The sequence below is a fragment of the Rickettsia helvetica genome (assembly GCF_963970025.1).
Lineage (GTDB): Bacteria > Pseudomonadota > Alphaproteobacteria > Rickettsiales > Rickettsiaceae > Rickettsia > Rickettsia helvetica.
The window spans coordinates 911,844-924,737 of sequence record NZ_OZ018776.1; the positions used below are offsets into that span (position 1 = coordinate 911,844).

Consider the following 12,894-nt stretch of genomic DNA (forward strand, 5'->3'; position numbering starts at 1 on the left):
TTTGTTTTTTTATTTAATATTACTTATCACTTCTTCTAAGGAATTTGTCATTACCTTTAAATCTTCTTCTCTAGATAAATTATGGTGACCGTCTTTAATTAGCTTCATTACTATTTGTTTACTCGTTATTTTTTCTAATAATTTTACTGAAACATTATAAGGCACACCTTCATCTAACATTCCATGGATTATATGCAGCGGTATATTTATATCAATCTGTTTTTTTATTAATAATAAATGTTTTTTTGCATCTTCTATCAGTTTATAGCTAATAGGATATTTATGCTCGCAATTTTTACCGCTTACTTCTAGTATTCCCTCTTTTTGCATCTTATTTTGATCATTTAGCGATATATTTTGCCAAATATATTCGGTAAAATCTGGAGCAGGGGCTACACACACAAGCCCTTTTATTTTATCAGGAAATCTTAAAGCCGCAAGAAGTGCTAGCCATCCTCCCATGCTCGAACCTACTAATATCGCCTCCGTATCAATTAATTTGTCTAAAATTAGTGATACTCCTTCTAACCAATCACTAATTGTTTGATCCTCAAATTGTCCCGATGCGTTTCCATGACCGAAATTATCAAAAACAATAAAATTATAATTGTTTTTTTTACAATAATCTATTAAATGGATAGCCTTAGTTGATTGCATACTAGACATCAAGCTGTGTAAAAAAATTACAAATGGAATATTTGTATTAATTATTCTATAATTATCATAGACAATAAATTTGTCTTGTGTTTTATTATAAAGCTTGTACATTTTAAATAATTATTTTAATAGATTGAGATTTAATGCCTTCATTAAAGTCAAGTAAACGATACAATAAATATACTATTTTGCAAGTAGTTCCTGCTCTAGTTTCGGGAGGGGTTGAAAGAGGTACTATAGAAGTTGCAAAATATCTTAAAATTCTCGGTCATACTCCTATCATAATTTCAGCAGGCGGTACTTTAGTTAAAGAGTTAGATAAGGAAGATATATTGCATATTGAAATGAATAGTAGCAGTAAAAATCCTTTTGTAATTCTGAATAATGCAAAATTGATAGCAGAAATAATCAAAAAATATAATGTTGATATAGTTCATACAAGATCAAGGGCACCGGCATGGAGTTCATATCTAGCAACAAAATGGACGAATGCTAAATTTCTAACTACTTTTCATGGGGTTTATAATATTCCAAATAGTTTTAAAAAATGTTATAATAGCATAATGCTAAAAGGCGAGAAAGTTATTGCCGTGTCTAATTTTATAAAACAACACTTGCTCGAAAACTATAAAATTGATGAAGATAAAATAGTAGTAATTGAACGTGGAGTGAATTGTGATTATTTTGATCCGGCAAATTTAACGCCCGAAAAACTTAAAAAATGTCGTAATAAATATGATGCACCGAGTAACGTGCCGATAATATTAATGCCTTCTAGAATGACAAGCTGGAAAGGGCATCTTGTTTTAGTAGAAGCATTAAGTAAGTTAAAACATAGAGATTTTTATTGTTTAATGGTCGGTGATATATCTAGACATCCCAATTTTACTAATAGAGTAAAAGAGCTTATAGCTACTCTAAAACTTCAAAATAAAATTCAAATTTTCGGTAATGATTCGGATATAATAAACCTATACGGGATTTCCGATATTATCGTTTCTGCCTCAATCGAGCCTGAAGCTTTCGGTCGTACTATTATAGAAGGGCAAGCGATGGAGAAGCTTGTTATTGCAACTAATATTGGCGGTGCAGTAGAAACAATAAATAATAATATAACCAGTTTCCACGTAGAACCAAATAATGCCGAAGCGTTAGCACAGAAAATCGATTATTGTTTCTCGATTTTAGGCACTGATACTGCTAAGAAAATCCAAGAAGCAGCAAGACATACGGTAATTAATAATTTCTCTCTTGATCTGATGCTAAGAAAAAACCTTGAAGTCTATAAAGAAATCTTAAAAAACTCCCATAATTGAACACCTAGATTTAGTATATACTCATGATAAATGAAAAGTAGTCAAGTATATAGGGTTGAATAGAATAGCTATTCTCCTAATAATTTTATTTCAGCATACAAATCTTCAAGATTTATATACTGATCATAAAAATTATTATAGTCATGAGATTTACCGTCATGATGCACTACAAGCATTAAAGTTTCCAGTAAAAATTCTTTTAAAGCTTGTTGTGCATTTTCTATAGATATTTTATTAAGATTGGCAAACACCTCGTCTAAAATTAATATTTTAGGGTTTGAAATTATAGCTTTAATGATTCCAATTTTTTTCTTTTGACTGCCACTTGGTGCATTTATTACATCATAATTTTTATCACTTAAGTGCGTAATTAATGTACCTAGATCTAATTTTATAAATAGTGTGTTAATTTTTTCTTCTAATGATTATTTATTACTTTTAATGATTGATTGATCAAGGCCTGAGGTTATTACTTCAAATAAAGTAGATTGAGCCGGTATGTAACTATTCTGATCAATAAATATTATTTTTGGATTTTGATAATGGGTAGGTATGGAAATTTCACCAACGCTATGGCATGGATCAGCAATACAATTTACTAAACTCTTTAAAAAAGTAGTTTTGCCTTTTCCTGAGGAAGCTGAAAGAAGATAATGTGCTCCTAATGTTAATACTAATTTTTCAAAACTCAAAATAGTTTTTTCTTCTATAATTAGGTTATAATCAGAAATTACAAGTTCATCATTTGTATCATTAGTAGACCATGTTATTCCTTTTTTATCCTCAGAAGAAATTGCCTCTATTAATTTTGTAATTCTCGCTTGTGATATAACTGCTCCACTAAAGATTATTTTTAATGAGGAACTTGTTAAGAATGGTTTTAAGGTTTCAAGCCAAGGATTAAGTAGTAGAGCTTGCTCAAGTGTAATTTCTCCATTTTTTACTTTATAAATATAGTAAAGTGATTTTATGAATTTATCTGAGATATCTAGTATAGTGGTTATAGTATTTTTTATGCTATCTAAAAACAGCATTTTCTTTGATACTTCTTTTTTAGCTTTAAGTTGTTTGGCATATTGATTTTATACAAATTGAGCAGATCAGTTAACAAGATATTTGAAGTATTAGATGATATATTTCTTACTATAGAAGCTTTATTTTCGTTAATTTTCTCCGCTTCTTTCCTGTAAGAAATATCTAGTTGATATAATATATTTAAAAATCCTTGCTTAATATTTTCAAACTCATTAAATATAATAGCTCCTGGAACTAAATTCATTATATCTTGCAATGCAATAAGCTGTATAATTTTTTGAGTAGTTAAATTCCCTAATTGTAAAATTCCAATAGTGAAAGTATTATTAAGATCATTAAATAAATTATTAGTAATAGCTGCTATATCCTTTAATCCTAAGATTTTACTTTTATATTCCTCGTTTAGTAACAGTTCCAAAGCTTTTTGTTCAATTAAATCTTGAGTATTTTGTGTTAAAGAAGTTTTATATGATTGGAATAGTGTGCTTATTATATTTTTTCCACACTATAAAATACTGATTTTTGCTCCTTGAAAAACAAGAGGTCCTATAGCAGCAGTAGGGTCCTGTATGAGTAAGGTTAATGCAATTATAATATGTATTGCCATCATTTCCGGTGTAGTTAATAAAACTACTATTTAATGCATGCTTCAATTAAATCTAAAACATTTGTTATAACCATATTTCTAATAATCCAATTATTAGAAATATGGTAAAATCCTTGGATTACATCTTTAATTTCATTTTTTGAATCATTTTTAAAATTGTTAGAAAGTATATTAGGATCAATTACCCTAATATTAGGGGTTAAGTTTGTCTGAATTTCTTTTAAATTTTCCTGATAATTTAAGAAATCAGTCCCATAATATGCTAAGCTCAATATTGCAGCTGTAGAAGTTAAATAAATTGGTACTGAATAATTAGGAAAAGCTGTGATGAGATTTATAGTAATAGGGTAGATTAAACTTCCTTTAAATGTGGCAGAAGTAAGATAATGTTTCTGAAAATACCCTGCAGTTATTAAGATTTCATCAGCAAGAGTTGCCGAAACAAAAAGACTGCTTCTCTCCTTTTATCCCATTTACAATAAAACCAGTTATACCGCTAATTATTAAATGCGTTCCATATGCTAACTTCTTGGAAAAGGTAGAAGCAACATTATTTTTATTAAAATTTACCTTATTAGATGAAATTATAGATATTATATCGTCTATATTATAGCCTAAGTTAGAAAAAGATTTTATTACCGGATTTTTACGAAATAAAAAAGAGAATGCCATAATTGTTAATTTTTATTAAAAATAATGACATTATATGTGCTTAAAAATAATAAGCAAGTAGAAACAATTATTATACATGGGGCATTGTTTATTAAAAATAGATATCGTCATTGTGAGCAGGCGTTGTTGCGTGGATACCGATGTCATTCCCGCTTTCGCGGGAATGACAATAAAGAGCATTTACTGATCCACGCAACAATGCCTTGCGAGCGACTGAAAAGAGCGTGGCAATCCATAAAAATAATAAAAAAATGCTAATCTTTAGCATTTTTATACTTCCTTGCTTCGTCAAAACTTACAGTTTTTCCTTAGCTCAGAAGTTAAATTCTTAACTAATCTATCTTTAACAAACATTGCCGAATTAGGTGATAAGTCGCATTATAGTATAAAGAAAAAATGTAGGTGTAGGGAAGAAAATAAAAAGGCAGATAAATAAAGCCTGCCTTTTTGTAATTATTAACGAGAATATAACTCGATTACTAAATGAACTTCTGCTTCAAAAGGATATGGAATATCAGAAAGAGCAGGAATTCTTAAATATTTACCGGTTAATGAAGGTACATCAAATGATAAATAGCCTGGTGTTGTTTGACCTTGTTTTGAAACGGATTCTTGGATAAGCGGTATTTGTTTTACGGATTCTTTAACTTCTATAACATCACCTTCCTTTAGTCGTATGCTTGCTATATCGGCTTTCTTACCGTTTAATTTAATATGTCCGTGTGAAACTAACTGTCTTGCAGCAAAAATAGTTGGAGCTATATTCATTCTATAAACTACCGTATCAAGTCTACTTTCAAGTAACCCAATAAAGTTTTCACCGGTATTACCTTTCATTTTTTGAGCAAGTGCAAAAATATTTCTAAATTGTTTTTCAGTGACGCGACCGTAGTGGCATTTTAACCTTTGCTTAGCTTTTAAATGTAAACCGTAATCTGAAGTTTTAATCATGGTATTGTGCCCATGTTGCCCGGGACGATAATTCCGTGTATTGAAAGCATCCTTGCTATCACCCCATAGACTTACCCCAAGTCTTCTACTAGCTTTATATTTAGAACGAACAATTTTTGTCACTGATAATATCCTTAACTTTTATTTGAATTACAGCGTCATTCAGAAAGTTTGATACAAGCGAATTTTCTGACATTCGCCCTTGCTCACGTACTTTTTGTACGCTCCGTAGGCTCAGTCGACAATTCATCTTGTCTAAAGCTTTCCGAATCTAGCTTTGTAAGAAAATATATACATTTCTTATATCAAAGTCAATCATTGATTTTTAACCTAAAACTTTTTATACTTAAATAAAAAAATCGTATGAGTTCTTCGGTAAAATCAATAAATTTAGGTAAAATAAATTACTCTCAGAGTACAGTTAAAGACTATATATTATTAATGAAACCACGTGTGATGTCGCTTGTGATTTTTACGGGTTTTGTAGGTATGTGGATTGCTCCTTATTCCGTGCATCCTTTTATTGCTGTTATTGCTGTTGCTTGTATAGCTCTTGGGGCAGGTAGTGCTGGGGCAATTAATATGTGGTACGATAGAGACATCGATAGCTTAATGAAACGTACTCAAAAAAGACCTATCGTCAGAGGTGCTATAGAACCTGATGAGGCTTTATCTTTTGGTTTAATAACGGGATTTTTTGCAGTATTTTTTATGGCTTTATGTGTTAATCTACTTGCATCCTTTTTACTGCTATTCACTATTTTTTATTATATCTGTATTTATACTATTTGGTTAAAGCGTCGTTCTATACAAAATATCGTTATTGGCGGAGTATCGGGAGCATTGCCTCCTGTGATAGGTTATGCAGCGGTAAGCAATACTATATCTCTAGAGTCGATTATATTATTTTTGATTATCTTTATTTGGACACCGCCGCATTCATGGGCTCTTGCTTTATTCTGTAACGAAGATTATAAAAACTGTAAAGTACCGATGATGCCTGCCGTAAAAGGGACTTTATATACTAAAAAACAAATTCTAATTTACAGCATTCTTTTATTTATTGTTTCGCTAATGCCTTTTTTTATCGAAATGAATAATTTTATATATTTAATAATTTCTGGTATTCTTGGGTTAGTATTTCTATATTATGCCGGTTCCTTATTCTATGATACTCCTGATAACAAACAAGCTAAACGATTTTTTGCCTATTCGATATTTTACTTGTTTTTTATATTTTTACTTTTGTACTCAACTAACACTATATCCCCTATTAGCTGAGAGATAATAGTGTTGAGTTACTTTTATGGGAGATAAAATTGAAACCCAACGTGAAGAAACATATCATAAGTTTATTTTCATGCAAGTGATTTTTTATTTATAACTGTAATTTTCAAATTTTATGCTTTTGTTTCGTAATTTTGATAAGTAGGAAGAGTTAGAAGATATATCGGATTTGATTCCTGGGATCAACCTGTCATGCAACACACACTCCATCGTTGGATAAAATTACTCTTAATACCGGCTTTATAACGTACAGCCTTGCCTCCGTATTCACTTACTTTATTTTCCTATATATTTGGTTGCCAAATTAAAGCTTCACTCTCCAATCTATTTGAGGCAATATTTCTTTCATGCTGCTTATCGTTATGCATTAAAAATATTCACCGCTTTTATTCTCTCGATAATTGTACTCGTCTTTGGCTCTAATATCTCACTCATCCTTACCAGCATCAAACTAAATCTAATCCTTATTTTGCTTTCAGGATTAAAATTAAGTAATTTAGGATTGACATATTTAGTAGCAAAAGTTGCTTTAGCATGTGGATGTTCTTTAGAGACATTAAATATCTTTAACTAATTAATGTGTTTCCAATGCAAACTTACATCGGTAGAACAACCTATATCATATGTCCAATATTTAGAATCTGTTTGATTGGAAATTTTAGTCGGCAAACTTGCTATGTGTTTATCCAATATGTCAAGTATTTGATCTATATTTTCATTTATATATAATATCTCATAGTTATGACGCATAACATAACAATAACTATTTCTGCAACCTCCGGCACAGCCATATATGAAGTTAGGTGTTATGTAATCAGCTGATCTTCCATTAGGACGTACGTGCAAAGTTTTCGTATTTTGTACTATTTTTTTAACCATACGATTTTAAATTAAAGTTTATTTAAAATACTTACTTAGCTTTACAAACTTCAGATTTATTTACTTATCTTGAAATTGTAGTTATAAATTATTAATTACAAATATATCATAAGTTATGGAAAAACCAAGCTATCTAAATTTTGATAATAAAAATTATAAATGGAAAAATGATATTGATTATCGTAAATGCCCGGAAAGCTATAGAGTAGGTAAAGGTGAGCAAGGAGTATTGATTTGTCAACCATATAAAAATGAAATTTTGCCTTATTGGAAGTTTAAAACTCCTGAAATTGCTAAAGAAAGTAGTGAAAGAATATATGAAATATTTTTAAAATACTTAGAGGATAATGATTTTGTTGGAGCTGATATGGCTCGTAAATATTTGCAGATGGGTTTTACTAGAAGTAGACGTTATGCTAATTATAAAGGTGGAAAAAAATATGATAAAGATCATGATTATAAGAAATTAGAAAAAGGAAGAGGTGATCCAAAAAAAGTGAAAAGTGCCGATATATTTTTCAAAAAATGGCAAGAGGCAGAAGATAATAAGAAATATAAAAAGATGACAATAGAATGGAAAAAACAATATGGGTAAATATTAGCTTAATAAAATAGAAATAACAATTTAGAGCTAACAACTAATAGATGTATAAGAGGTCCATTTATCGGCTCTATTTGTTATATTAAAATTTAGTCTTGCATTGATTAATGCTTTACCAAGTTAGTTTTTGTATATTATAGTAGATTAATAGAGGATAGATTATGACTAAAGATGAAATTGTGAAGCTGTTTAAAAAATGTTTCGATCTTCATAATAGATATCAATATCAAGAAGAAAAAGACAATCTACGAAAATTCGTTGAAACTGATCCTGAAGAACTTTCAAATTTTATTGCAGCTTATAATAAAACTGAAAAATATAACAATAGGGAAGCTGAAGTTTTTCATAGCTTAAGTTCTATTTTAATGGAAAAACAACAAGATAATGCGATTAAATCATTAAAGAAAAAGCTATTGAACTAGATCCAAGTAACATACTACCACGAAGAGCTTTTTAATAAGTTACATAGAATAAATCCGGAGGAAGCACTAGCTTCTATCAAAAGAGCTATAGGGTTAAATCAAAATAGGAAATCACTATATGAAGACCTTATTATTTTATTGAAAAAGGCAAATTATGGTGAAGAAGCAGCAAAAATTACTGAAGCAATTCAAGAGATCCCTAAAAACATACCTCATTTGGTATTAGATACTGAGAGAAAAAATGATATTTCTCTTTTAGGATTAGAGTATTGATGTTAAAATAATTTCTTCAATCCTTTTTGTAGTAGTTTGTTTACAGGATCTGCTTGTTGGTTTTCCGGCGGATGGTTGTTTTGTTCTTCTGCATTTGTATCCTTTTTCTTTCTAAGACCCAAAGCATCTTTAATAATATTTTCAGGTTTCTGCTCTCCGCTTTTTAAGTCTTTAATAACACTATTAAACACATTTTTGACTAAATATGTTTGAAGGGCTTGAACATCCAATTTATGCTGCGGATTATTTATGAATCCGTATAATTTAACGGTTATAGGCGGTAAATCCGCAATAGTAACGCTTGTACTAATATCCATCATATATTGCGGTAAGTTAATTTGACCGCTTGCATTTGCTTTAGCAGGTGAAGCATCTAAACTACATTCATTTAAATTAAGTTTGCCTTGTGTTATATTTCCGCTTGCAATTAGATTTTTGAAAGATGTTGATCCGCCGCTAAAAGAGCTGTTAATAAGTCGCAATACTCCTTCGGTATTTTTAGCATTATTTACCGCATCTGCAATTCTGTTTAAATCAAATCCGCTTATTTTTCCGTTATCGCTATTTACGTTAAAGTGTCCGTTTAGATTATTAATATATGTATAAACGCTATTACCGCGAGAAGTAAGATCCGCTTTAAAGCTTAGTCGCCCATCAGTTATTTTTATTTTACCCGATTGCGGAGTTAAATTTTTTAAGTAAGCATTTTTTAAATCGATTTTGATTGCAGCGTTTTGATCTTTTCCTGAACTCACATAACCGGTGCTACTTAGTTCGCCACCGTAAATGCTCGCATTAACTGAAGTAATATTTAGCTTACCGCCGGTGATATTTAATGTTGCTTTTAAAGTATTTATGATTAATGAGTCATTAGTTAATTTATCAATATTTGCGGCTAGTTGTCCTTTAATTTCATTTAAAAATCCTAAGTTAATAGGATTGTTTGACCAAGGAGAATTATTTTTAGCTGTAGGTGTATTTTGAGTAGTAGGGCTACTAGTTTTACTTGGAGCAGCAGTAGGGTTATTGCTTGAAATAATTTTCTCCAAATTAACCAATGGGCTATATAAGTTAAGGTTAAAATTTGGCTTCTGAGCTGCTAAATTAATATCGCCTTTAATAGATATATTAGTGTTAAAAGCAGATATTTTATTATTGATACGAAAAGTATCTTTAATTTTTTGTACTTCCCCGTTTAACTGCAATACCCCAATCTTACTTAAATTACTTACTCCCATAAGAGACATAAACGACTCAAAATTATTAATTTTTAGATTGTGAGAAATAGTTATATCTTGTGCTAAATTTTTAAGCTCAATATCTCCCGTTAGATTACTATTTGCAGCCGATAAATTAATATTTTGCAGCTTTATTGCTTGGGAGTTATAAATTACATTAGAAGTCAGTATAAGTTTTTGATTAATAATAGGCGGTAGTTTATCGGTCTTTAGTTTTAGAGCATCAAGTATAGGTTTTAAACTATCAGCTTGTAGCACAATATTTGTCTTATCTAAATTAGTACTAATCTCGGTTATAATGTTACCAGGGTTTACAATAATATTTGATTTTAGGTTATTACGCTCTATATCATAATTTGTATTTGCTAGTAATTCTATATTTGGATAATTAAGTCTGGCATCTTTGATAGTTATATTTTTATTATCGGCAGTAATTGCCGTAGTTAGCTCATAGTCATTTTGTAAGTCAGCCGGCATACCTAAAGTTTTAGTATTACCTTTAATATTTGCATTACCTATAAAAGAATTATTTTCGCTATCAAACTTTCCTTCGATTTTAATTTTTTCACCGGCAAGATTAATATTGGCACTTAACGGAATTATTTTCCTGATTTCTTCAATATTTCCATCTATATTAATCTGCTGTTCCAAAGCCTTTAAAGCTAAAGTAAAATCTATCGGTCCTTTAAGGCTTTTAATTTTAGTCTCTAAATTAATATCGTTAAATATTTTCTCACTATTTTTTTCTATATAGATTACTTTGCCATCTATTATTTTAAAATGACTAATCAAAATAGGAAGTTCTAATTCAGTTTTAGTATCAGTAGATTCTACAGAGCTGACGTTATTTATGTTAGGGTTATTATTAGATGTAACGAATTGCCAATTTTTTTGTCCGTTATTCAAGACTTCTAGATTTATAATAGGTTTTTGTAAGGTTATAGAAGCTACTTCAATTGTTCCTCTAAAAAGAGGAAAAAGCCGCAATGAAGCTTTAGCACTTTCAACGGAAACTAGAGTAGGTTCCTTTGTGCCGTCTATTGATGATAATTTAATTTCTGATAACGAAATTGTAGGATTCGGTAATAAAGATAATTTTATATCGCCATTAATAGTTAAATCTCTATTTATAGCCTCTTTGACTTTATCTATTATTACTCCTTTATAGTTATTTAAAGGAATAAAGAAAGGAATAACAATTAATAATAATATTATACTTATAAGTATAATAAGTGAGTATTTTAAAGCTTTAGGCATAGAGTTTAACCTTCTATTTATATACATATTATTGATTATAGTATTTAAGGCTTAATTGTCAAATGCATATAGCTTGCTCAATTAAAGATTGAAATAATTGTATTATTAATGAATTTATAGTATTATATATCAATAATATAACTATGTCTAAAAAACTTAAACATGATAAAATTATTCGTAGTCCATTTGAAAATCCTTTCGTTGCTAGGGAGTTTTTCGAGATGCATTTACCGCCTCATATCAAAGATTCACTCATATTTGAGACTCTTAAGATGGAAAAGGATAGTTTTATAGAGCCGAATCTTAAAGAATTTATACTGGATATTCTATTTTCTGCTAAATTTGATGGTGAAGACGATTACTTATTTTTATTGCTAGAGCATCAAAGTAAACCTGATTATTATATGGTTTTTCGGTTATTTAGGTATATGTTAAATATTGTCGAACATCATATGAAAGCACTAAAAAACAAAAAATTTCTTTTCATATATCCTTTAGTGTTTTATAACGGTATATAAAAATATAATGCTCCTCGAAATTTATGGGAATTATTTGAAAATAGCGATCTTGTAAAAAATACCTGGATTAATGATTATCAACTTATAAACGTGCATGATATATCTGATCAAAAATTGAAAGAAACTGCTTGGTCCGGAATTTTACAATTTTTTATGAAGCATATTCATGAACGTGATTTATTAAAGAGATGGCAAGAAATAGCTGATCTCTTGCCTCAATTTGCCGATATTAACCTCGGCATTGATTATATAGAGTTAATTTTATACTATACTTTGACTAGAATTGAGGAAAATGATAAAATAGAAATAGCAAAAATACTTAAATCACATTTAAACCCTAAAGTAGAAGAGGAAATTATGGTAAGCTTAGCTCATCACTGGATGCAGGAAGGTATAGAAAAAGGTAGACAAGAAGGCAGAAAAGAAGCGATATAAATCGGTGAAATGAAATTAGCAGAGATGGCAAAAAAAATGTTAAGGAAAAATAAGCCTTTAGACGAAATTATTGAATTTACCGGTTTTACAAAAAAAGAAATTGAAGAATTACAAAAACAACTCCAAAAATAGGAGATTTAAAAACTACGGTAAATTGTTCAAACTTCTCTTTGATAATTTAAAATCACATAATCTTTAGTTATAATAGGAAAAAATTCTTTATTGAAAGGTAATAATTCGGTTGTTTGGTCTAAAAATTCTATTTCAATTATATCACCAGCACCAAAGTTAAGAATATTTTTAATTTTGCCTATTTCTTTATGATCTTGGTTTAATACCGGTAAATGGTTTAAATCCGCTATATAAAATTCATCTTCTTCTAGTTCCGGTAAATTTGCTCTTAAGCAAAATATTTTATAACCTTTTAAATTTTCAGCCTCATTTCGAGTAGCTATATCCTTAAATGTACAAATTAATTCTCCTTTGGCATTTTGGCTAATTAGCTTAATATATATATCTTCTCCTGACTCATTTACTAAATTTCTTTCAAGTATTCTTGTAGCAGGTTTGGTAAAAGATTTTAAAATTACATGACCTTTAACTCCGTGACATGATTTTATTACACCGACTAAAATTAAATTTTCTAAAGAATTCATTAATTTGCCTTTAAATTTTGATAGTTTATAATAATATATCTAAGAAATTATCTGTAAACTTATTTTAATTATCAATTAAAATAAGTTTAC

General features: G+C 29.4%; 16 protein-coding genes and 1 pseudogene. 7 read left to right on the forward strand and 10 right to left on the reverse strand.

The features are described from left to right. Positions 1-9: 9 nt before the first annotated feature. On the reverse strand, positions 10-768 hold the full coding sequence (locus AB1146_RS05445; RefSeq protein ID WP_010423377.1) for an alpha/beta hydrolase: 759 nt from the start codon (positions 766-768) through the stop codon (positions 10-12). Between the two features lie 32 nt (positions 769-800). On the opposite strand from AB1146_RS05445, the gene AB1146_RS05450 reads away from it, so the two are divergent. Beyond that, positions 801-1,973, forward strand: coding sequence for a glycosyltransferase family 4 protein (locus AB1146_RS05450; RefSeq protein WP_010423376.1), 1,173 nt, complete (start codon positions 801-803; stop codon positions 1,971-1,973). 68 nt (positions 1,974-2,041) lie between these two features. On the opposite strand, the gene AB1146_RS05455 is transcribed toward AB1146_RS05450, so the two are convergent. The 6 genes from AB1146_RS05455 to rpsD form a co-directional block, all read right to left on the reverse strand. After that, the gene (locus AB1146_RS05455; RefSeq protein ID WP_010423375.1) at positions 2,042-2,224 is read right to left on the reverse strand and encodes a hypothetical protein; all 183 of its coding nucleotides are present in this window, start codon (positions 2,222-2,224) and stop codon (positions 2,042-2,044) included. 174 nt (positions 2,225-2,398) lie between these two features. Continuing rightward, positions 2,399-3,007, reverse strand: coding sequence for a hypothetical protein (locus tag AB1146_RS05460; RefSeq protein ID WP_010423374.1), 609 nt, complete (start codon positions 3,005-3,007; stop codon positions 2,399-2,401). Then, complete coding sequence (locus AB1146_RS05465) at positions 2,995-3,426, reverse strand: hypothetical protein (RefSeq protein WP_010423373.1); 432 nt, start codon at positions 3,424-3,426, stop codon at positions 2,995-2,997. The genes AB1146_RS05460 and AB1146_RS05465 overlap by 13 nt, the downstream gene beginning before the upstream one ends. Positions 3,427-3,641: 215 nt before the next feature. Beyond that, the gene (locus AB1146_RS05470) at positions 3,642-3,887 is read right to left on the reverse strand and encodes a hypothetical protein (protein ID WP_010423370.1); all 246 of its coding nucleotides are present in this window, start codon (positions 3,885-3,887) and stop codon (positions 3,642-3,644) included. A 151-nt stretch (positions 3,888-4,038) separates the two neighbouring features. Continuing rightward, positions 4,039-4,287 carry a hypothetical protein gene (locus tag AB1146_RS05475; RefSeq protein ID WP_029374811.1) on the reverse strand — a complete coding sequence of 83 codons (249 nt, stop codon included), beginning with the start codon at positions 4,285-4,287 and terminating at the stop codon, positions 4,039-4,041. 456 nt (positions 4,288-4,743) lie between these two features. Next, positions 4,744-5,361 (reverse strand): 30S ribosomal protein S4, encoded by a 618-nt coding sequence (gene rpsD, locus AB1146_RS05480; protein WP_010423369.1) that lies wholly within the window; start codon positions 5,359-5,361, stop codon positions 4,744-4,746. 240 nt (positions 5,362-5,601) lie between these two features. Between rpsD and cyoE the strand changes: the two genes are divergently transcribed. Further along, the gene (cyoE, locus tag AB1146_RS05485) at positions 5,602-6,519 is read left to right on the forward strand and encodes a heme o synthase (protein WP_010423368.1); all 918 of its coding nucleotides are present in this window, start codon (positions 5,602-5,604) and stop codon (positions 6,517-6,519) included. Positions 6,520-7,095: 576 nt separating this feature from the next. Here the strand turns inward: cyoE and AB1146_RS05490 are convergent. Further along, a complete protein-coding gene (locus tag AB1146_RS05490; RefSeq protein ID WP_010423366.1) occupies positions 7,096-7,404 on the reverse strand; it encodes a hypothetical protein in 309 nt (102 codons plus the stop codon). A gap of 115 nt (positions 7,405-7,519) precedes the next feature. Here AB1146_RS05490 and AB1146_RS05495 point away from each other — a divergent pair, with 115 nt between their 5' ends. From AB1146_RS05495 to AB1146_RS05505, 3 genes are all read left to right on the forward strand, one after another. After that, the gene (locus tag AB1146_RS05495) at positions 7,520-7,999 is read left to right on the forward strand and encodes a DUF4385 domain-containing protein (protein WP_010423365.1); all 480 of its coding nucleotides are present in this window, start codon (positions 7,520-7,522) and stop codon (positions 7,997-7,999) included. Positions 8,000-8,166: 167 nt separating this feature from the next. Beyond that, on the forward strand, positions 8,167-8,427 hold the full coding sequence (locus AB1146_RS05500; RefSeq protein WP_010423363.1) for a hypothetical protein: 261 nt from the start codon (positions 8,167-8,169) through the stop codon (positions 8,425-8,427). Between the two features lie 138 nt (positions 8,428-8,565). After that, positions 8,566-8,700 carry a hypothetical protein gene (locus AB1146_RS05505; RefSeq protein WP_010423360.1) on the forward strand — a complete coding sequence of 45 codons (135 nt, stop codon included), beginning with the start codon at positions 8,566-8,568 and terminating at the stop codon, positions 8,698-8,700. Between the two features lie 2 nt (positions 8,701-8,702). Here the strand turns inward: AB1146_RS05505 and AB1146_RS05510 are convergent, their stop codons facing one another. Then, entirely contained in the window at positions 8,703-11,195 is a 2,493-nt protein-coding gene (locus AB1146_RS05510; protein ID WP_010423358.1) for an AsmA family protein, read from the reverse strand. A 143-nt stretch (positions 11,196-11,338) separates the two neighbouring features. Between AB1146_RS05510 and AB1146_RS05515 the strand changes: the two are divergent. Both AB1146_RS05515 and AB1146_RS05520 read left to right on the forward strand, forming a co-directional pair. After that, positions 11,339-12,148 (forward strand): annotated as a pseudogene (locus AB1146_RS05515) (Rpn family recombination-promoting nuclease/putative transposase). A 9-nt stretch (positions 12,149-12,157) separates the two neighbouring features. Continuing rightward, positions 12,158-12,280, forward strand: coding sequence for a hypothetical protein (locus tag AB1146_RS05520; protein WP_010423352.1), 123 nt, complete (start codon positions 12,158-12,160; stop codon positions 12,278-12,280). Between the two features lie 26 nt (positions 12,281-12,306). Here the strand turns inward: AB1146_RS05520 and rimM are convergent, their stop codons facing one another. Beyond that, complete coding sequence (gene rimM, locus AB1146_RS05525; RefSeq protein WP_010423350.1) at positions 12,307-12,804, reverse strand: ribosome maturation factor RimM; 498 nt, start codon at positions 12,802-12,804, stop codon at positions 12,307-12,309. Positions 12,805-12,894 lie beyond the last annotated feature (90 nt).

Bases quoted from the DNA above. Each gene is read 5' to 3' on its own strand.
- AB1146_RS05445 (WP_010423377.1), bottom strand. From the start codon at position 768: ATGTACAAGCTTTATAATAAAACACAAGACAAATTTATTGTCTATGAT.
- AB1146_RS05450 (WP_010423376.1), top strand. From the start codon at position 801: ATGCCTTCATTAAAGTCAAGTAAACGATACAATAAATATACTATTTTG.
- AB1146_RS05460 (WP_010423374.1), bottom strand. From the start codon at position 3,007: ATGCTGTTTTTAGATAGCATAAAAAATACTATAACCACTATACTAGAT.
- AB1146_RS05475 (WP_029374811.1), bottom strand. From the start codon at position 4,287: ATGGCATTCTCTTTTTTATTTCGTAAAAATCCGGTAATAAAATCTTTT.
- cyoE (WP_010423368.1), top strand. From the start codon at position 5,602: ATGAGTTCTTCGGTAAAATCAATAAATTTAGGTAAAATAAATTACTCT.
- AB1146_RS05490 (WP_010423366.1), bottom strand. From the start codon at position 7,404: ATGGTTAAAAAAATAGTACAAAATACGAAAACTTTGCACGTACGTCCT.
- AB1146_RS05495 (WP_010423365.1), top strand. From the start codon at position 7,520: ATGGAAAAACCAAGCTATCTAAATTTTGATAATAAAAATTATAAATGG.
- AB1146_RS05500 (WP_010423363.1), top strand. From the start codon at position 8,167: ATGACTAAAGATGAAATTGTGAAGCTGTTTAAAAAATGTTTCGATCTT.
- AB1146_RS05510 (WP_010423358.1), bottom strand. From the start codon at position 11,195: ATGCCTAAAGCTTTAAAATACTCACTTATTATACTTATAAGTATAATA.
- AB1146_RS05520 (WP_010423352.1), top strand. From the start codon at position 12,158: ATGAAATTAGCAGAGATGGCAAAAAAAATGTTAAGGAAAAATAAGCCT.
- rimM (WP_010423350.1), bottom strand. From the start codon at position 12,804: ATGAATTCTTTAGAAAATTTAATTTTAGTCGGTGTAATAAAATCATGT.